This is a genomic window from Phytobacter cepae, assembly GCF_054165735.1.
This window is the reverse complement of sequence record NZ_CM135107.1, coordinates 4067821-4087539: the sequence shown is the minus strand read 5'-3', so window position 1 is coordinate 4087539 and position 19719 is coordinate 4067821. Positions and strand designations below refer to the sequence as shown.

Sequence of the window (19719 nt, the reverse complement as noted above, 5' to 3'; positions counted from 1 at the left end):
CTTAGCGGGGTAATAATATGCCGGTATGCAATGCGGAAAGAGGCACGATCGGTCCTCTCCCTTTGCGGGCTGAAGGATCCCCATAAAATAATACGAACACGGACAGTTCCCTCTCCCTTGAGGGAGAGGGTTAGGGTGAGGGGGAAAATGCGGCTCTGATGGTTATTCCGTTCACCTTATGTTCCTTGCTTTTCTATCGCTCCAGAACCCGTGAACGTGCCAGGGTGGTTCACCGCCACCACCCTGGCGACCCGGGCTCCCGGCCAGGAAAATCGCCGCTGGCGCGGTGCACTACGCATATTCCTTCAGGCTTATCGGGGACGGGCGAAGGTAACGTCCGTGTAAAGTCGCCCTCGCCGCGCATCCCTGCGCGTCGCCCCGGCCTTGCGGATACGCTTCGTCGATTTTCAGCCGGACCCAGTCATCGCTTTAACTGTTGTGTTCTCATGGCGCAATGTTATCGCTGTAAAACGTAATAGTGCTGGGGTGAGGGAAAATTACGGCAGCCTGCTGCGTAAAAAATTTTTCCGGCACAGCGAAACTTTTGCCTCTCTTCTGGCGAACTGTCTATGAACGTTAACCTCTTTGCCCGAGATAAACCCTGTGGAGCGCAACATGACCTCATTCAAAAAGACTTTTCTGAGCCTCACCTCTGCCGTACTGCTTAGCGTCTCAATGCTGTCTAATGTGCAGGCGGCGTTGCCGGTTGGCGCACAGGCACCGGACTTCCAGTTGCAGGGGGCACTGGCAGGTAAGCCGCTGACCTTCTCGCTCAAACAAGAACTGCAAAAAGGGCCGGTAGTGCTCTACTTCTTCCCGGCGGCCTTCAGCCAGGGGTGCACTATTGAAGCGCATGCCTTTGCCGAAGCGACCGATGATTTTAAAAAGCTGGGGGCAACCGTGGTGGGGGTGACCGCCGGGAACGTTGAGCAGGTGGATGCTTTCTCAAAAGTGGAGTGCCGGGATAAATTTACCGTGGCTGCCGATCCCGGTGCCAAAGTGGCAGGCGAATATAAAACGCTAATGGAGATGAAGGGCAAAACCCTTTCCGATCGCACTTCTTACGTTATCGCGCCGGATGGCAAAATCCTGCTGAGCTACACTGACAGGAACCCGGAAGCTCATATCCAAAAAACGATGGACGCGGTGAAGGAATATAAAAACTCGCATTCCTGAAACGCTGTTGTTATTCACTCACTCGCCATTCGGGAATCGCTATGTTGACCGCCATGCTCGCCGCCTTTGCTGGCGGCATTATTCTTAACTTTATGCCCTGCGTTTTCCCCATCATATCGCTCAAGGCGCTGGGGCTGATTCGCCATGCCCAACGCCCGGCACAGACCCGAAAAGAGGGGCTCGGTTTCCTGCTGGGTTGCGTCATCACCATGATGGCGCTGGCAGGGGTGCTGCTGGCACTGCGTGCGGGGGGAACGGCGGTGGGGTGGGGGTTCCAGCTTCAGTCGCCGCTGGTGATTGCGTTTCTGGCGCTGGTGATCCTCGGTGCGGCGCTTAACCTGCTGGGTGTGTTTGAAGTCGGACTGTCGATGCAGCGGGCAGGGGAGATTACCGTTGAACGCGGTGCTTTTGTGCGCTCCGCGCTGACAGGCGCGCTCTCCATTATTGTGGCAACACCCTGTGCCGCGCCCTTTATGGCCGGTGCGATAGGCTATGCGCTGGTGCAGCCGCCTGCCGTGGCGCTGGCTATTTTCTTCTCTCTCTCGCTGGGTTTTGCCGCACCGTTCAGCCTGATTTCGCTGTTCCCGGCGCTCGGTAAAGCGTTACCGCGACCGGGAGCGTGGATGAGCACCCTTAAACACGGCCTGGCGTTCCCGATGTTCGGTGCGTTTGGCTGGCTGGTGTGGGTGCTTGCCGAACAGGCGGGAACCACGGCGCTGGCGGCGATTCTGGCAGCGGCCGTGGTGCTGAGTTTTGCCGCCTGGCTGTACGGCATGGCCCAGCGGCGACGCATTGCCGGAAAGCGACATGCGGTGCTGTTTGCCGTAACGGCGGCGCTGACGCTGGCGGTTGTCATCCCCCTGCCTGCAGTTATCAACAATGGCGCGCCGTTGCAGACCATGGCGAAAGTTGAAGAGGTGAAATGGTCGCCGCAAACCGTGGCGCAGTATCGGGGGCACGGCAAAGCGATCTTCGTAAACTTCACCGCCTCATGGTGTATTACCTGCCAGGTGAACGAGCGCACTTCGCTCTCCACCCAAACGGTCAGGGAGGCGCTGGCCCGCACGGGCACGCTCTACCTGGTGGCGGACTCCACCAAATTTAACGCCGACATTGATGATGCGATGGGTGAACTGGGCGGCGGCAGCCTGCCGTTGTATGTGGTTTACCCGGCAGATGGCAGCGCGCCACAGATCCTGCCGCAGGTGCTGACGCCCACTATCGTGGTTAATGCCCTGGCGCAGGCGAGCGGGAAAAAAACGTGAGTCCGCAGATGAAGGCGGACTATGGATAACGGTGCGGCAGCGCGGGACGAATGGCCACAGCTAATGGCGCTTGCGCAGTCCGGGGATGCGGCTGCCTATACGCGGCTCCTGACCGCGCTGGTGCCGGTGATTCGTTCGCTGGTCTGTAAGCAGATTGTGGATGATGTGCTGGTGGAGGACGTCATTCAGGATGTCCTGCTGACCGTCCACCGGGTGCGGCATACCTACAATCCCGATGCCCCTTTTTTACCCTGGCTGATAGCGATAACCCAGGCCCGCGCCGTGGATGCTTTGCGCAAACGCGGTCGGCATCAACAGCGGGAAGTGCGCGATGAGGTGATGCCCGAGCAGGCCGCAGCCAGCGGTGCGGAGTGGCACAGCTCAAGTGATGAGCTTGCGCTGTTGCTTGAGCAACTTCCAGCCAGACAACGTGATGTCATTGAACAGATTCATCTGCGGGAAATGAGTCTTTCGGAAACCGCGGCGCGCAATAATCTGACGGTCTCAGCCGTTAAATCCTTGCTGCATCGCGCGTTGAGTAACCTTCGCCGGTTAGGAGCCCACCATGGCCGATCATAACCTGTTAATTGAGCAGTTAAGCCGCACCATAACGCCGGTCAGGCGACCCTATTCCCCTGGCTGGCGCGTGGTGACATGGGTGGCAATGTCGCTGCCCGCCGGTGCACTAGCCAGCCTGCTGGTGCAGCGTACCTTCACCGACTGGACCCAGAGCGGGGCCGGGTGGGTGGTATTACAGCTGTTGCTGACCTTTGTGGTCGGCGTGCTTGCCGTTCGGAATGCCTTTTTGATGAGTATTGCCGGTCAGCGTCCGCTTGGCTGGACGATTTTCGCACCGCTGATCGTTGTCTGGTTTGGCATCGCTGTCGCCAATATGCATCTGCATCATACCGTTCCGGCCACGGGGCAGAGGGAAGGGGCCAACTGCTATCTGTTTATGATGGTGGTCAGCCTGCCGATGATTGCCATCGTGATGGGCTATTTGCGTCGTACCCGAAGCCTGGTTCCTGCCCGTAGCCTGAGCGTTGCGGGGGCGGGCGTCGCCTGTATGGCCTTAACGCTGCTGGCGCTGTGCCATCCGGCTCATGTCAGCGTGGCGGATTTTGTTCTGCATATTGCCGCGACGGCGACCATCGTCCTCGCGACTATCGCCTTCGGCTATAAATGGATTTCCCTGCCGTAAATCAGTAACCGGGGGCGGTCAGGGCAGCACGCGCCCATCCATCATCACCGCCCCCAGCGTGTTTGTGCGTTTATGCACCACCAGCGTTCCCTCATCGTAATAGTCGCCAATCGGGTGGCAGACCCGAACCTCTTTTTGCAGGTCAGGGTCATACACTTCTGCGCCCGAGCAATCATTCCTTCCGCCGCCAACGTAGGTAAAGGTAGCGGAGTAATAAGACTCCTCTCCCGGCACCGCCCAGGCCAGTACGCTGACTACGAAGTACAGAGTGGCAGTGGTCAGAAAGAGGGAGACCATGATGCTCGCGGCAATGCGTTTCAGGCGCATCCATACATCGTCTCTGTTGCCTTTCATTCTGCGTATTAACCCGTATGCGGCAGGAAGGGCAACCAGCAAGGCCGTCAACAAAACAGCGTTCAGTATCTGAGTGCGTAGAAAGGTCACCCGAACGATATGCACCTGCCAGTAGATAAAAGCGAAAAACAGGGCGAGGAAGAAAAGGGTGGCGGGAATTAAAAATGACCAGGAATAGCGTTTCATGGTGTAGCTCTCCTTGCGACCAGACAGCAGCCTAACGCCTAAAACCACTTTTCACCAGCGGGGACACGGTCAAAATCCTGGGGGGAACAGAGCCAGAGGGCTCTGTTTATCTTATCGACATCTCACCCACGGTCAGGCTTTAACCGTGTGCCGGAAATCGGAGCAGATGTTGCTGAACGACTCAAGGAAGTCGGTTTCCACCAGGGTTTCTTCCGGGGTTTTTTGTTCTACGTTATAAATCTGCGCATGCAGCCAGCATTTCACGTTGCCGATGGAAAATTCAAAGGTGTTGTCATCAATGCGCCCATCTTTAGCAATGTTCGTTCGCTGCATGCGATAAAAGGTCATCACGATGGAGAGCATCAGTGAGGTGTCTTTGATAGGCAGGCTTTGGTAAGAGCGGGAGACATCTGCTGCGGAAAAATTATGGTTACGGCCCTGCCTGAGCAATTGCGCATTGCTTATTTCACTCTCGACATAGGGATGAGAGTGAAAATCGCCGAGCCAGGTAAAGTGGTCTTCAAAAAGTTGCGCCACTTTCATTTTCAGGTTCACACTTTCGGCATCATCAAGCACCCAGCCTCTGTTCATTCGCGCTGAGGTGTCGATAGTCAGGCTTTTTACCAACAGCTTACTGGTGCGCGATGTGCGCGTGTAGTGACCCCATAACTGCCCTATACACTCAATGCCGACCTCACGCTTATTCGGGTGTTTCACGCAATAGGCTTCAAGACCGGCGGTAATCATTTGAAAAAGCACGTCTTCGGAAATAACGACTCTATGCTTCATGGTTTTTCCTTGTGAGAGTACACGTGATGATTAATTATCGGCGAAGCGATCGTTTTCATTAATATTTATAGGGGAAAAGGATTTTTTAATGGCCGCAAAGGTCAGCTGAAAATTAAATAATGCTTCATTGCGTTGCTGCTCTGGCTGCGCTACTGTTCTGCCCCTTTGTGTCGCTACGCTGGCACATAAATTAAAAATTCGGCAAAAACGCGAGATGTGTGCATACTGATTAAGTCTTATCCAGACCCGTGCCGTAAACCCAGAGAGGCGAAATGAGTAAGAATGATAAGGAAAAACTGGTAGATACCGTGATGGGAGAGGCCGTTCTTTCGATTTTAGAATCCGATGACGATGTCTCTTTTGATGCGCTGATTGGGCAATTACAAGAAAGCCTGAGCGCAGAACATGATGGTGAACGGCAGGAAGCCTTAAGAACAGCAATTGGGGGTGTACATAATTTTCGTGCACGTCCGGCAGGAAAGGCGGTACCAGGTCGTTTACAGGTTAACCAGCGTAAGAGTCGGCTTCAGCATGCCAGCCTTATCATGAATGTGAACACCGTTAAGCACTAATGATGTTCCCTCCTGTTTAATCGGACTGATTAACAGGCTTAGCTTTCCCATAAAATCCCTTCTAATCAGAATTGCTCCGGCATGTTCTCACGAATGCTAAATGTGAATTTGGTCGAGTCTTCGGGCTCCAGAAGATTTTCACCCAGCAGCATGGAGTGTCATTGAACGAAGATGAGCAAGTACGGCTTGAAGAAATCCACGAGACAATTGGCCAGTCGGCAACTTATTTGATGAATTCTCGCCTGCCCGTTAATGCAGGCAACCTCATCATGGTGCTTCGGGCGCAATTAATCATTACGACGGATGCGAGGCAAAAGGTTGTCCTTGAGGCGACCCGGCAGCATCTTGCGCAAAAAATGTTAAAAACCGCCTGAAGACGCCCATTATGCGCATTTAGAAAACAGGTATGGTGCCTTCGCAGAGTTGGCGAAGGCATCACCTTGTGGAGACGTATTGCCCATACAGGCGTCTTAGAGATCGTCCGGTGTTTTTTGGACGATAATTTCCAGCGCATTTCGGTACACATCCAGTTTTACTACATCTTCTTCCGTTTCAAGCAGTTGTATCAGAGCCAGAATGAGATCTTTGTTTTGCACATCTGGTTTTATGCGACCGATACTTTTCCTGAGGTCGGCAATCAACTTCAACTCCACCTCAAAGGCATGCTGATTGCTTTCAAAGTGGGCGTTTAACTGTTCCTCGGCTGTCATGCGCATAATCGTTCCTGTAAAAATGAAAAAATGGCCTCTCACTCAAGGGTGGAGAACCAAACCCTGAATAAAATTAGTCACCCTTTTTTAAGCCTGCAATGTTCATCACAAAAAATATTTTGTCGACGGAACCGCTGGGAATGCGGGCGGGCCTATACGTACCACCCATCCATTTCATCCGCGAAAGCCCCCACCCGTTGCGATAAATAAACTGCATTTTTGGTTAACAGCGGTACTGCGCTGTAATACCATACTCGGCGCATTCTTACCGGATGCGGATAATGCCCCCTGAAAAGACTAACGAAAAATATATTTTCTTTTGATTGCTCACGCGAATTGCAGCAAGCAGGGGTATTTAACTGCGCCAGTATCTCGTCATCAGGTGCAGCGGGAAGAAGGTACAGCTGCTATGCATAATCGGAAAACGCGATGTCTTTAACGCTAATAACAAAACACAACCTCATACCCGAAAGTGTTTCCGGGTTTAAGCAATGCCACGCCTCGACGTTAGTCATATTACCCGGTGGCGATGTGCTGGTGGCCTGGTTTGCTGGTGAGAAAGAGGGCAGTGGCGATACGGCAATTTGGTTAGCTCGCCGTCAGCAGGGCGTCTGGCAAACCCCGCAACGCACCGTCGCCAAAGACGGCCTTGCACACTGGAACCCGGTGCTGTTCAACAGCGACGAAATGTTGTGGCTGTTTTATAAAGTGGGCTCAGGCGTTCATGTCTGGGAAACCCGGTTTGTTACCTCAACCGACGGTGGAATAACCTGGAGTGAACCCAGAGAACTCGTGGCGGGTGATAACATGCCACGTGGCCCTGTTAAAAATAAAATGCTGGTGACGTCTGATGGAACATGGCTTGCGCCCGGCTCTATCGAAGATGAATGCCATTGGGATGCCTTTATCGATCGCTCAACGGATAAAGGTCAAAGCTGGCAAATTATTCCTGTCCCCTTGCAGCATAAAAGTCACTCCCCTGCTCAGGATACCCATTTATGGCAGGGGTTAAAGGACGAAGCATTATGGGAAAATGATCTTAGCCGCGTTATGCGTTGGGATGGCGTTATCCAGCCTTCTCTGTGGGAGTCCGCGCCGGGTCAACTTCATATGTTAATGCGCAGCACGCGGGGATTTATTTACCGCAGTGATTCTTCAGATAACGGTGAAACATGGTGCGCGGCCTATGCGACCTCACTGCCCAATAACAACAGTGGCATTGACCTGGTCAGCACCGAACAGGGCAAATTGATATTGGCATCCAATCCGATTGCCGGTAATTGGGGGCAACGGTTCCCATTGTCACTGACGTTGTCTGAAGATAACGGTCAGAGCTGGTCAACGCTGTTGGATCTCGAAAGTGAAGAGGGGGAGTTTTCTTATCCTGCCATTATCTCAGAAGGTGACCGGTTACATGTGACATGGACATGGAACCGCAAGAATATCGTCTATTGCGAGTTTCAGATTTCCTGACGCGATAGCAATGCAGTCAATTATTTTCTCACTACAATACTGTCCTGCTGTAATACAGACAGGCGGCGTCAGGCAGTGGCAACGCGCTGGCGAAACTGAAAAGGTCAAGTCATGTCAATTTCTCTGGAGATGCCGATAGCACCACAGGCGAATGCCAATAAAGCCAATATTCGCCGGGTGGTTATCTCAAGCTGGGTGGGTAATACCATTGAGTATTACGACTTTCTGTTATATGGGCTGGCAAGTGCGCTGGTATTCAGCAAAATCTTTTTCCCCAACGTCAGTCCACTCGCTGCGCTGTTGGCTTCATTTGCTACCTTTGGCGTTGGTTTTATTGCTCGTCCGCTGGGCGGCATTTTCTTTGGTCATATGGGAGACACCCTGGGCCGAAAAATAACGCTGTTGATTACCCTGGGCGGGATGGGGGCAGCGACCTTTCTGATTGGTTGTTTACCTTCTTATGACACCATCGGCATCTGGGCGCCGATTTTGCTTGTCGTTTTGCGCTTTGTTCAAGGGTTCCTGGTCGGCGGTGAATGGGGCGGTGCCATGCTAATGGTGGTCGAAACTGCGCCCGCTAACCGTCGCGGTGTACTGGGTGCCATTCCGCAAACCGGCGGTTTTTCCGGGCAACTGCTGGCGACCGGTATCTTTGCATTGGTCATGTTGCTGCCTGAAGAACAACTGCTTTCATGGGGCTGGCGAGTTCCCTTCATGTTAAGTGTGGTGCTGGTTCTGGTTGGGCTCTACATGCGTCGTAAACTGGACGAAACCCCGGTTTTCCAGGAAGTGCAGCGTAAGCAAGAGGAAGAGAAGAAGAACAAGCACATCGCCCATGATGAAAGTCCGGTAGTGCAGGTTGTGCGTCACCAATGGCGTACTATTCTGCTCATTATGGTGCTGCGATTTGCGGAAAGCGTCCCTTTCTTTATGTGTACCGTTTTTGCCGTTTCCTATGCCACAGGCACGTTGGGTGTCGATAAGCAGACTATGCTGAGCGTAGTGATGGCGACCTGCGTGCTGGCCTTCCCGATGCATGCCATCTTTGGCGCTATCTCAGATAAAGTGGGACGCCGCCCTGTCTATATTTTCGGTGCACTGTGCGCCGCCGCCATGGCCTTCCCCTTCTTTTGGTTGCTGGAGAGCGGTTCATTTGTGCTGATGGTAACGGGTTACGTCTTGCTTATTAACATCGCGCATAACTCAATCAATGCCGTACAGCCTTCTTTCTTTACCGAACTTTTTGGGCCAAAAGTCCGTTACAGCGGGGCATCTATTGGTGCGCAGCTCGGCGCAATTGTCGCGGGAGGATTTACGCCGTTTATTGCTAAGGGGCTGACCACCCTCGATAACAACAACTGGACCCTTGTCGCGACCTATGTTGTTGTTGCCGCGCTGGTCGCAGCCTATGCCGCATGGCGTGCGCCGGAAACCTCCCAGCGAGACTTAACGAAAGACACCCTGTCGTAATTGTCACGTCTTAATAACCCGAGTCTTAATAACCCGGAAGCAAAAACGGCAACCCACAAGAGGTTGCCGTTTTGCTATGTCATCAGGCTCTCTTTATTCTGCGGCTCTACCCATCACAACAGGCAGGGGCACGGTAGCGCCTGACATTCAGTGCGGATAATACTCCCACCATAGCTGGTGGAGCTGATACCACTTATCGCCCGGCTCTGGCTGCTTATCCCAGGGCTTGTCGATAATGTAATGGATGTTTTTCACCCGGCTCATCTCCCACATTCTGGGGTGCTGAAGTTCGAGCGTTTTCAGCGCATTGTAGCCGTAATGTAACGGCAGCCAGCGCCCCTGGAAAACGTCGTTGAGGAAATCCTGCTCTGCGAACACATAGGTGCTGATGTCGGCCATCGCCACGATTTTGGTCAGCATCAGGTTATACAGTGCCTGGTCGGGGGTGAGCACCAGAAAACCGGCGTTGAAATAATTATCGACGGTGGTTGGGGGGCGAGCGGTCATCTCCTCATCTTCACACCAGCTGTAATAACAGTTATCCGGCTGCCAGCTTGCGGGGTAGCTTTCGATGCGATTAGGGTTGCAGCGACAGGCGTGGCAGGCGGCGATAAATCCCTCTTGTAGGGGCAGCTCGAACACCTCATCCATGTTCTTGATGACCAGCATGTCGGCGTCAAGGAAAGCCACACGGGCATATTCGGTTAAGGTCCATACCGCCAGTTTGCTCCACACGTCGGCAAAGCGCGCATTGGCATAGCGATGGGCTAACTGCGGGTCAGGGCCAATCCTCGGTACCTCGCGAACGCCACATCCCAACGCCTGTAAGCGCGCCCGAACGGATGCGTCAATGTCCGGCGTCACCATCACCTCCAGTGGCCAGGCGGAACCGCTTCTGACTAATGAATGGTACAAAGCCTCGACGCCGGGCAGATAACCGGGTTTGGTTAACAACGTGACCCATGCGAAAGTGGTCGTACTCATGACATCACCTCCGCCAGAAAATCATTAAGGAAAATACCGCGCGGATCGAATGCCTGCCGAACCTCCTGGAACGCAGACCATTGCGGATAGCAGGCCGACCAGTCATACAAACGGGGATCAAAATATTTGCCCCAGTGCGGTTTACCCCCTTCCTCTGCCAGCAGAGGCTCGACGGCGCGTAAAAATTCGAGCCCCTCTTCCGACAGCGACCCATCTTCGGCGTAGTAGACCACAAAGCCAAAGTAACAGGTCGGCGTCTGCCATGACGGGCTAAGCCAGGCGTCAGAAGGGCCCGTGCAGCGTAAGATAATCGGGTAGTGCATATGAGGGTGGGTCTTCGCATACCAGGCTTTGATACGGGCAATCGCCGCCGGCGCGTTGGCCAGCGGCACGCCGATTTCGATATTGATTTGTGGCGTCGCAATGCCGCGGCAGAAGACCTGGTAGACGTCACCAATCACGTCCGAAAAATCTTTAAAACGGGTGACGGTGCGGAAGGGTTTGCCGTTCTCATCGACGATACGAGTGTCATTACGCATATGCTGTAATGTCTTATCCACCGCCTGGTTCATCTCATCGCGGGTGTCGTCGAGCGTGACCAGATCGCCATGGTTCTGCTCCCAGGCGCTGCGCTCCTCTTCATTGGCTTCACGGGCGTTCCAGGTGTGGACTTTATTCTCTTCAAGAAACCACCAGGCTTTACTGAAGGTCCATGTCTGGTTCCACTGGGCTAAATCCTCTGCCAGGGTATCGGCACTGACGGCATCTTTAAAACAGGTGTATAAGGCAGACGGGCGGGTGCGTAGCGTGACGGCGGTAATCGCCCCCAGCGTACCCAGGCCCAGTTGGACGGCGCCAAACCAGGGGTGACTGCGGTCCATGTTATGCAGGTGACCATTGCCATCAACAAAACGAATGTTCAGCGCGTCATCGGCGATAGCGCTTTGTTGCAGACCTTGCCCGTGCGTGCCTGTGGAAAGCGCGCCCGCCAGCGTCTGCGAGGCAATGACCCCAGGAGAGGCATTCAGCATGCGGTTCATTGAGGTCAGGACCTCATACACTTCGTGCATTGGCGTACCGCCAGCAAAGGTCACGCTGTCATCGTCCACCGCCAGCACGCCGCGCATGCGCGACAGATCCACCAGCACATCATCCGGGTTCGATACGGCCAGCATTCTCCCCGGCGACATCCGGCTCCCCATAATACGGATTTTCCCCCGACAATTTACAATCACCGCCTGCAACTGCGCTTCGGTCTCCGGCACCGTGACCGCACTCGCCTCAGCAAGGGTGGTGTTTTTCGCCCAGTTCAATACGCGTGCATCTGTTGGGCTCGCGTCCGGCTGGCGACGCGGAAAAAGCGGGTGGAAAATAGTCATCAACTGCTCCTCTGACAAAAACTGATCCAGTTTACAGCATAGTCCCTGATGCAAAAGCGTGACGGCTGTCGCATTGATTTTCAGGGCAAGGGATGAGAAAAAGGGCTACGGGGCTTATGAGATAGCGTAACAAAGGAAGCACGGATAGACCGGAATATCCGTCATCCCGGATGCTCGCGTAATAATAAAAAAGCGTTACAGGCAAGATAAAATATTTATAAGTTTGCACACTGTCTAATTAATTTGAGTGAATATGGCGCTTGCAAATAAATAGTGCCAGAAATAAGAACCTGTTATTATGACTTTTGCATAATATATCTCATGCATTATCACAAAAAAGAGTCAGGATTATCATTACCTTCTCCGGCTTTATCCACAAACAGGAAAAGCCTGGTCAGGACGACAATAAGGTGACGCAGTGACAATAAAAAAATTGGCTGCCATTTTAGGCCTATCACACACCACGGTCTCGCGTGCATTAAACGGTCATCCTGCCATCAGTCAGGCCACCAAAGAGAGCGTTTTGCAGGCCGCCCGAGAGTATGGCTACATCCCGAATAGCGCCGCCCGCGCGCTGCGCAACGCCAGCACCGGTGCGTTTGGGCTGGTGATCCCTGACATCCAGAACGACTTCTTTATTACCATCACCAACGCCATTGCCCATGTGGCGGCAGAGCGTTCCTGGCAGATGATGCTTAGCATCAGCGGCGATAAACCGGAGATGGAGCACGCCGCGCTGCTGCGCCTGATGACGGCACGGGTCGACGGCATTATCTTCGCCCCGACCGCTAACCCGTTACCGGAAACTCAGGAGCTGGTGATGCGCACCAATGCCGTCCAGCTTCTGCGCCACCACGACCATCTCGCCACGCCGGTGATTGCCATTGACGAGCGCTACGGCATTACCCAGGCGGTGAAGCATCTGCGCGAGTTGGGGCATACGCGCATTGGCTATATCGGTTCTGCCCAGCAGCTCAGTACCGGCGCTGAGCGCTTGCAGGGATTTTTGCAAAACTTTTCCGCCGAACAGCAGCAGGCGCTTGAAGATATTATCTATGTGGGGCCGCCCCAGGCTGAATTTGGCGGCGATGCCTTCCGGCGCATTATGCGCTCGGTGCAGCCTCCCAGCGCGCTGGTGCTCGGCAGCCCACGCTATGCCATGAGCATCCTGCTTGCCGCCAAAGAGCTGAATATCGCCATTCCTGACGATCTCTCGCTGGTGGCCTACGGTGACGTCTCCTGGGGAAGCCTGCTGGAGGTCAAATTGACCTCTATCTCTCTGCCAGAAAAGCAGATCTCCGACGCCTGCATCAACATCATCGACAGGCTGTTGAATCAGGAAACCCCGCTCTCGCCTGAGGTGTTTTACGCCAGCACCGAAAGCCAGCTTTTTACGCCGCAGCTGGTGCTCGGCGGCTCGACGAAAGCGCTTAATCACGCAAGCTAAAAAACCGGATGGGCCATCAGGCGCATCCGGAAACGTCTATCCAATGTTACTACCCAGCTTCGAGAAACTATCTGAACGTTGCCAGCAGCTGTTCCGCGCCTTTCGTCAGTAACCCCTGATCGGAGCCAATGGCAATCATCTGGAAACCCCGTTCGATATAACGGCGGGTTTGCGCCTCATCAGTACACAAAATGCCAACGGCTTTACCGGCCGCGTTGACGCGTCTGCCGGTCTCTTCAATGACCTTAATCACCTCCGGGTGCATCGGTTGCCCAATGTAGCCGAGGCTTGCCGCGAGATCGCCGGGGCCGATAAAGAACGCATCAATGCCGTCAATCGCTGCCATGGCGTCGATATTTTCCAGCGCCTGGGTGGTCTCTGGCATCACAATCAGGCAGATCTCTTCCTCGCAGGTCGTGGCGTAATTTTTAATGCGGCCAAATCCGGAGGCGCGCGGAGCACCGCAGTAGCCACGCACGCCGTTGGGCGGGTAGCGTACCGCGGCAACCAGCGCTTTTGCCTGCTCGACGGTATCCACCTGCGGCACCATCAGGGTATTCACGCCGGCATCGAGGTAACGCTTGATCAGCGAAATATCGTGGTTAGGCATGCGTACGATAGGCTGCGTAGGGCCGCCTGCCGCACAGGCCTGCAACTGGGCGTAAATCTCTATGTATTCGCTTGGACCATGCTCAGCGTCGAGGCCAATAAAGTCGTAGCCGCAGCCGGAGAGCATCTCGGCAGCAATGTAGCTCCCGAGTTGGGTCCACAGCCCAAGCTGTAGGGTGTTGTTTTTTATCGCATATTTAAAATGATTTTTTGGCAGTTCCATCATTTTTCCTTTAAGTGTGAGGGTACTTAACAGGAGAGGTTCTTATAAGGCGAAGCGGGTGCTGATAAGCCCTATACCGGTGATTTCTGCGTCGAATGCATCACCCGGTTTAGCGGAGACCGCCGGGCCAATCGCGCCAGTGATGACAAACTCACCGGCCCGCAGCGGCTTGCCGATGCGTACCAGGTCATCCGCCAGCCACTTCAGCGCATGCAGCGGATGGCCGAGGATGGCGGTCGCTTTACCTTGCGACACCACCTCGTCGCCGCGTTTGGTAACCATCTCGCTGCGGGTGATATCGCAGTCGGAGAGGAAGACCGGCTTCGTGCCCAGAACCACCAGGCAGGCGGCGGCGTTGTCGGCCACGAAGTCGCAGGACTTCACGTTCCAGCCGGTCACGCGGCTGTCGCAAATTTCGAAGGCGGGCAGGATGTAGTCAACGGCATTGATGATATCGAGAAGGGTGTGCTCGGTCTGCGTGAGGTCTTTTTTCAGCACCACGGCAATTTCGGTCTCGACACGCTGGTCGCTCACCACCGGTTTGGTTACCTCGGCCCCGTCGATCAGTACCATATCGGCGTAGATGTTGCCGTAGCACGGGTCAGAAATGCCGAACTGCTGCTGCACCGCTTTGTTGGTCAGCCCCAGCTTGCGGCCCACCAGGCGGCGCCCCTGCGCCTGCCAGATCTTGTCGTTGTAATCCTGAATCATGTAGGCGGTGGTCAGGTTTTCGCTGTCTACCATGTCGCGAATCGGCTCGCCCGCTTCGTTGTTATCCCAGGCCTAGCGCAGCAAGTCGGCCGCTTTGATTATGTTGTTTTCCATCGTTTTTCTCTTTTCTTACCCGTCATACTTCACGTTGTATATGCGCTTGCCGCCTTCCTGAAACGTGAATTATTTAGGGTAATGTTGTGCAGATTATCAGTGACCGACGCGGTTCTGTGGCGCTCCATCAATAAACGCTTTAACGTTATCGACCGTGGTCGCCAGGATGCGTCCACGTGCCTCGACTGAGGCCCAGGCAATGTGCGGCGTGATGATGCAGTTTTTCGCCGTCAGCATCGGGTTCTCGGGCACCGGCGGCTCTTTGGAGAGCACGTCAACGGCGGCACCGGCAATGACGCCATTATTCAGTGCATCGGCGAGATCGGCTTCGTTTACCAGATCGCCACGCGAAGCATTCAGCAGCAGGGCGGATTTCTTCATTTTGCGCAGGGCATCGGCGTTGATCATGCCCTGCGTTTTAGGCGTCAACAGGCAGTGCAGGCTGATGACATCCGCTTCGGCATAGAGGGTATCAAGGTCGACATAGCGAACGCGGTCGTTTTCCAGCGCTTTGTTTTGGTATTCGTCATAGGCCAGCACGTTCATGCCCAGCGCCTGGGCCACCGCGCCAAACGCCTGACCGATGCGCCCGTAGCCGATAATGCCGACGTTTTTGCCTGCCACTTCCAGCATGGGTTTCAGCCAGTAACAGAAGTCGGGTTTTTTACCCCAGCCACCTGCATGCACATCCGCGTCATGCAGGCCGACCTGGTTGCAGAGTTCCAGCATCAGTGCGGTGGTAAACTGGGCAACGGTGGAGGTGCCGTAAGTGGGGACGTTGGAGATCACCACGCCGTGGTTTTTGGCCGCCTCTAAATCAATCACGTTATAGCCCGTTGCCGTCACGCCAATAAATTTCAGGTTCGGACACTGGCTAAATTCTTTTTCGGTTAATACCACTTTGTTAATTATTGCGACATCGGCATCAGCCAGTCTTTCAACAACCTGATGGGGTTCAGATGTGTCGTATACGGTTATTTCTCCCAGTTGCTGAAGTTTGTCCCATGAAAGATCGCCAGGGTTAAGTACACCACCATCTAAAATAACAATTTTCATCATTTACCTGTTCCAGTTTAATTGCAGCAGTACACCAACTTAATCGATGTACTGCTGTTTGGTCAGCAATTAATTAATGCAATTCTTTCGTCTGATTAATGGCTGTCTGTTTATGGTCGAGGGTTAATACCGCCAGCAAGCTGAGTACGGCGTTAAAGCCAAGCCACACGCCCACCATCGCATTACTGCTAAAGGTGTGGTTAAGCCAGGTACATATTGCCGGAGTCAGGCCACCGAGGACGGCAGCGGCCACGGCCTGAGCAAACGAGTAGCCCGCCGTTCGCGCATGGGCCGGTACCAGTTCCACCATCGCCGCCACCTGAACGGAGCTGTAGCAGGCGTACATAAACGAGAACCACAGCTCAAACACCACAAATTTGAACACGGTAGGGTCTGCCGCGAGCCAGGAGAGCAGCGGCCAGGCGGTGATGGCGCCGGTCAGGGTCACCACAATCAGCATGGTTCTTCTGTTTACACGGTCGGCAATCATTGCCGTGACCGGTAACCACAACAGAATCGACAGGCCCACGAAGAACAGGGTGATGAAGCCGACGTGTTCACCAAGGTTCAGACTTTTGATAAAGGTAGGGGCATAGGTAGTGACGGTCTGGGCGGTCACGGTGGCCATTGCCACCATACCCATGCAGGTCAGGATGATGCGCCAGCCAGAGACGAGGCTTGAGCAGATCTCTTTCACGCTTGGCGTGGTTTTCTTTTTCGCAAAGACCTCGGTTTCCTGCAAATTAGAACGCAGCCAGAACATGAGTGGAATAACCGCACAGCCTATCAGCAGCGGAATACGCCAGCCCCAGTCGTGCAGCTCTTCAGTGCTCAGAGTGTACAGCAGCACCAGGCCGATTAGGGACGCTGCCATCACCGCGAACTGTTGAGAACCCACCTGCCAGCAGGTGTAGAACGCACGGCGGTTTGGCGGCGAAATCTCTGCCAGATAAACCACCACGCCGCCCAGTTCGGCACCCGCCGAGAAGCCCTGTAGCAAACGGCCCAGGATGACGATAACTGGCGCAGCCATGCCAATGGAGGCATAGGTGGGCGTCAACGCCACGCAGAGAATACCCACGGACATCAGAGCCAGTGCCATAATCAGCCCTTTTCTGCGCCCGTGACGGTCGGTATAGGCCCCGAGAATAATCGCCCCAAACGGTCGGGCGAAGAAACCTAAGGCGAATGTCATCAGAGTGAGCATTAACGAAACATATTCATTATCTGACGGGAAGTAAGCCTGAGAAATATAACGTGCATAATAGCCGTAAACCATAAAGTCATATATTTCCAGGGCATTACCCGCACCCACCTGAACGATGGGTTTGACCTGCATTTTATGTTTGGCCGCAGGCAAAACCTGGGCACTGGACTCGGTCATTTGAATCTCCTTCAATTATGTATTGAATAATTTTTGAAAAAACTCATACAACCAGAACAGACATTTAAAATTCAGGTGTAGGGCCCGGAGATAACGCCTGCTCCGCTAAGCGGAAAAACACAAATCTTTAAATCGTTATTTATGAGTCAGGGCTTTCACGCCAAAATATTCCAGGGCATTGCTGTCTTCCAGACGAATAGCTTCATTCCATTTTGATGTTCGCTCGGAACGGGTCATTGAACCTACCTTTAGTTGCCCGGCGTTTAATCCTAAGGCGAGATGCACAATAATATTGTCTTCGGTTTCACCGGAGCGGGCGGAAACAATCGAGCCATAACCGGCTTTTTGTGCTTCGGCAAAGGCGGTGCGTAATTGGGTAATCGTCCCGGCCTGGTTGGCTTTTAATAACACGGCGTTACAGGCACCCAATTGCGCTGCCGCTTTGACGCGATCGCCATTGGTCACGAAATAATCGTCACCGACAATTTGCACTTTCGAACCGGCGGCTTTAGTGAAAGCAATGAGTCCGGCCTCGTCATCTTCCGCTAACGGATCTTCAATCGAGAGAATGGGGTAGCGATCCAGCCAGCCGAGCAGCAGTTCGCACATGCCGTCTGAATCATATTCTGAGGATTCCAGCGCCAGCCGGTAACGGCCCGCTTTCCCAAATTCAGAGGAGGCAATATCCAGCGCAATAGAAACATCCTGACCCGGAATGTAGCCTGCGCCTTCAATGGCTTTTACCAGGGTATCTAGCGCCTGTTCGTTGCTGTTGAACTCAGGCCACCAGCCGCCTTCATCCGCCACACCGCTCAAATGCCCGCGCTGTTTCATGATGCGCCCGGCGCTATGATAGACCTCGGCGGTCATGACCAGCGCTTCCTCAAAAGAGGTTGCGCCGTTGGCAATGACCATCAAATCCTGAATATCGATGCGACGACCGGCATGCGCGCCCCCGCCGAAAATCTGGATCTGCGGTAGCGGCATCGCCACTTTTTTATCCCCTGCCAGGTACTTCCACAGCGGCAGATGGGCATGGTTGGCCGCAGCATAAATCGCCGCCATTGAGCAGGCGACCGAAGCGTTCCCCCCCAGACGGGAGAAAGTACCGGTGCCATCGAGTTCAATCAGAATGCTGTCGATCAACTGCTGATCGTTAATCTCGGTGCCAATAAGCGCAGGGGCGATTTCGTTTTTAATATTGAGCAGCGCTTTCTGCACATCTTTGCCTGACAGCGCTTTACCGCCATCACGCAGTTCCACCGCTTCGTGCATCCCGCAGGAGGCGCCAGCCGGTGCGATGCCACGGCCAAATACGCCGTTCTCCAGATGCACTTCCACTTCAACCGTTGGCCAGCCGCGGGAATCCCACACGCGACGACCACGTACATTTTTAATTCGACTCATAACCCGCTCTCCTTCCTCCAGAATAATGTGATGTCTTTCAATGTCGTAAATTGACGTTCCAACAAGGCGCAACTGATGCGGCGTACGTTTTGCGCCTGACCTTCAGTCAAATATTCAACCGGTGATTTGCCGTCGACACGTGCCAGCGTCAGGCACGGCAATAACGTGGCGACGCGATTTTCAAACCCATCGATAGATTCCCAGCGAATGCAGTTGAAATAGCGTTGATATAAATTTTCAAAGCAGAGCATTAATTGCTGCCGGGCCACACATGTGTTGGCGGCAATGGTTTTTAATAAGAAATGGTTTAAACAAAAGGCGAGATCAAAGGCCGGGTCTCCGTACCATGCGCATTCGGCATCCAGAATGACCGGCCCCGTTGGGCCACGTAATATGTTTTTCGGGCTGATATCACCGTGAACCAGCGCCAGCTTTGTTGATTGCGTTCTCTCTAATACCGCCTGAATAAAAACGCTATATTTCGGGTGAACCCGAGAAGTTTCCCCCAGATAGGGATCAAGGCGCAGCGAAAAGAAATTGTCGTCATACGCAAATACTTTTGCCAGTTCACTGTTGTTCGCGGTTTGCTGATGAATTTTTCCTAATACCTCACCCATCTCCCCGGCAAAATTCACGTCGATGACGCCCTGCAAAAGTTGCGATTTCCAGTTAGCAAAATGTTCGGCGGGTAGATAATCCATCACAAAACAGAGCGCCTCTCTGTCTACACCCTGAATATGCGGTACGGCATCAGGCGCGATGTGCGACACGGTTTTCATCCAGTCAATTTCTGCAAAGACCCGCTCAAGCGGAGCATGCCACTCTTTTGCCACTTTCAGTTTTGGCAGCGCTTGTTTCAGGCAAAAATGTTTTTCACCCATGCTGACTTTCAAAATGTTGGAGGAAACGCCGCCCGTTAACGGCTTCACGAGCAGCGTTTCGTTGTCATGAATTAATCCCATCGTGTGCAACACATCACGTATGGCATCCTGATTGGCTGAAAGATCGTTAAAACGCGTTTCCATGCATACACCTGTTATTAACTTGTTTTTTCATAGGATTCAAACACGTCATAAATATGCGGCAATAGTATTCCAGCGGAAACGTAATCCGCGACGTATCATACCTGTCGGTATATCTTTCATTCTCAAATGTTAGCCATGTTAATAATCATGAATAACATTTTCTGACTCGGTTTTTTAACGGTTA

The 19719-nt window shown here is 53.6% G+C and carries 20 protein-coding genes; 9 read left to right on the top strand and 11 right to left on the bottom strand.

Annotation, left to right across the window (positions count from 1 at the left end; genetic code table 11):
• The first annotated feature begins 615 nt into the window (after positions 1-615).
• Genes ACUY4Q_RS19285 through ACUY4Q_RS19270 form a run of 4 tightly spaced genes read left to right on the top strand, consistent with a single transcriptional unit; the run spans position 616 to position 3642 of the window.
• Positions 616-1176 (top strand): peroxiredoxin, encoded by a 561-nt coding sequence (locus ACUY4Q_RS19285; protein ID WP_458044313.1) that lies wholly within the window; start codon positions 616-618, stop codon positions 1174-1176.
• 41 nt (positions 1177-1217) lie between these two features.
• Positions 1218-2441, top strand: coding sequence for a protein-disulfide reductase DsbD family protein (locus ACUY4Q_RS19280; RefSeq protein WP_458044312.1), 1224 nt, complete (start codon positions 1218-1220; stop codon positions 2439-2441).
• Positions 2442-2462: 21 nt separating this feature from the next.
• A complete protein-coding gene (locus tag ACUY4Q_RS19275) occupies positions 2463-3020 on the top strand; it encodes a sigma-70 family RNA polymerase sigma factor (protein WP_458044311.1) in 558 nt (185 codons plus the stop codon).
• Entirely contained in the window at positions 3007-3642 is a 636-nt protein-coding gene (locus ACUY4Q_RS19270; protein ID WP_458044310.1) for a DUF1109 domain-containing protein, read from the top strand. Before ACUY4Q_RS19275 ends, ACUY4Q_RS19270 begins: the two co-directional genes overlap by 14 nt.
• 18 nt (positions 3643-3660) lie before the next feature.
• Here ACUY4Q_RS19270 and ACUY4Q_RS19265 read toward each other — a convergent pair whose 3' ends face one another.
• Positions 3661-4182 carry a hypothetical protein gene (locus ACUY4Q_RS19265; RefSeq protein ID WP_458044309.1) on the bottom strand — a complete coding sequence of 174 codons (522 nt, stop codon included), beginning with the start codon at positions 4180-4182 and terminating at the stop codon, positions 3661-3663.
• 132 nt (positions 4183-4314) lie between these two features.
• A complete protein-coding gene (locus tag ACUY4Q_RS19260) occupies positions 4315-4971 on the bottom strand; it encodes a hypothetical protein (protein ID WP_458044308.1) in 657 nt (218 codons plus the stop codon).
• A 272-nt stretch (positions 4972-5243) separates the two neighbouring features.
• Between ACUY4Q_RS19260 and ACUY4Q_RS19255 the strand changes: the two genes are divergently transcribed.
• Positions 5244-5543 carry a hypothetical protein gene (locus tag ACUY4Q_RS19255; protein WP_458044307.1) on the top strand — a complete coding sequence of 100 codons (300 nt, stop codon included), beginning with the start codon at positions 5244-5246 and terminating at the stop codon, positions 5541-5543.
• 161 nt (positions 5544-5704) lie between these two features.
• Complete coding sequence (locus ACUY4Q_RS19250) at positions 5705-5917, top strand: hypothetical protein (protein ID WP_458044306.1); 213 nt, start codon at positions 5705-5707, stop codon at positions 5915-5917.
• A gap of 96 nt (positions 5918-6013) precedes the next feature.
• On the opposite strand, the gene ACUY4Q_RS19245 is transcribed toward ACUY4Q_RS19250, so the two are convergent.
• A complete protein-coding gene (locus ACUY4Q_RS19245) occupies positions 6014-6259 on the bottom strand; it encodes a biofilm development regulator YmgB/AriR family protein (RefSeq protein WP_458044305.1) in 246 nt (81 codons plus the stop codon).
• A 423-nt stretch (positions 6260-6682) separates the two neighbouring features.
• Here ACUY4Q_RS19245 and ACUY4Q_RS19240 point away from each other — a divergent pair, with 423 nt between their 5' ends.
• Both ACUY4Q_RS19240 and ACUY4Q_RS19235 read left to right on the top strand, forming a co-directional pair.
• Positions 6683-7726, top strand: a complete 1044-nt coding sequence (locus ACUY4Q_RS19240; protein WP_458044304.1) for a sialidase family protein — start codon at positions 6683-6685, stop codon at positions 7724-7726.
• A 111-nt stretch (positions 7727-7837) separates the two neighbouring features.
• Entirely contained in the window at positions 7838-9196 is a 1359-nt protein-coding gene (locus ACUY4Q_RS19235) for an MFS transporter (RefSeq protein WP_458044303.1), read from the top strand.
• Positions 9197-9343: 147 nt separating this feature from the next.
• Here the strand turns inward: ACUY4Q_RS19235 and ACUY4Q_RS19230 are convergent, their stop codons facing one another.
• Both ACUY4Q_RS19230 and ACUY4Q_RS19225 read right to left on the bottom strand, forming a co-directional pair.
• Complete coding sequence (locus ACUY4Q_RS19230) at positions 9344-10180, bottom strand: glycosyltransferase family 8 protein (RefSeq protein WP_458044302.1); 837 nt, start codon at positions 10178-10180, stop codon at positions 9344-9346.
• The gene (locus ACUY4Q_RS19225; RefSeq protein WP_458044301.1) at positions 10177-11559 is read right to left on the bottom strand and encodes a D-arabinono-1,4-lactone oxidase; all 1383 of its coding nucleotides are present in this window, start codon (positions 11557-11559) and stop codon (positions 10177-10179) included. The genes ACUY4Q_RS19230 and ACUY4Q_RS19225 overlap by 4 nt, the downstream gene beginning before the upstream one ends.
• A gap of 418 nt (positions 11560-11977) precedes the next feature.
• Between ACUY4Q_RS19225 and ACUY4Q_RS19220 the strand changes: the two genes are divergently transcribed.
• Positions 11978-13006, top strand: coding sequence for a LacI family DNA-binding transcriptional regulator (locus tag ACUY4Q_RS19220; protein ID WP_458044300.1), 1029 nt, complete (start codon positions 11978-11980; stop codon positions 13004-13006).
• Positions 13007-13073: 67 nt separating this feature from the next.
• On the opposite strand, the gene ACUY4Q_RS19215 is transcribed toward ACUY4Q_RS19220, so the two are convergent.
• From ACUY4Q_RS19215 to ACUY4Q_RS19190, 6 genes are all read right to left on the bottom strand, one after another.
• Entirely contained in the window at positions 13074-13841 is a 768-nt protein-coding gene (locus tag ACUY4Q_RS19215; RefSeq protein ID WP_458044299.1) for an HpcH/HpaI aldolase family protein, read from the bottom strand.
• Positions 13842-13880: 39 nt separating this feature from the next.
• On the bottom strand, positions 13881-14582 hold the full coding sequence (locus tag ACUY4Q_RS19210; protein ID WP_458044298.1) for a 2-keto-4-pentenoate hydratase: 702 nt from the start codon (positions 14580-14582) through the stop codon (positions 13881-13883).
• A gap of 177 nt (positions 14583-14759) precedes the next feature.
• The gene (locus ACUY4Q_RS19205) at positions 14760-15722 is read right to left on the bottom strand and encodes a D-2-hydroxyacid dehydrogenase (RefSeq protein ID WP_458044297.1); all 963 of its coding nucleotides are present in this window, start codon (positions 15720-15722) and stop codon (positions 14760-14762) included.
• 70 nt (positions 15723-15792) lie between these two features.
• Positions 15793-17103: a tricarballylate/proton symporter TcuC gene (tcuC, locus tag ACUY4Q_RS19200; protein ID WP_458044296.1), complete on the bottom strand. Its 1311-nt coding sequence runs from the start codon at positions 17101-17103 to the stop codon at positions 15793-15795.
• A 135-nt stretch (positions 17104-17238) separates the two neighbouring features.
• Positions 17239-18510: a phosphopyruvate hydratase gene (eno, locus tag ACUY4Q_RS19195; RefSeq protein ID WP_458044295.1), complete on the bottom strand. Its 1272-nt coding sequence runs from the start codon at positions 18508-18510 to the stop codon at positions 17239-17241.
• Entirely contained in the window at positions 18507-19535 is a 1029-nt protein-coding gene (locus ACUY4Q_RS19190; RefSeq protein ID WP_458044294.1) for a phosphotransferase, read from the bottom strand. Before ACUY4Q_RS19190 ends, eno begins: the two co-directional genes overlap by 4 nt.
• Between the last annotated feature and the right edge of the window lie 184 nt (positions 19536-19719).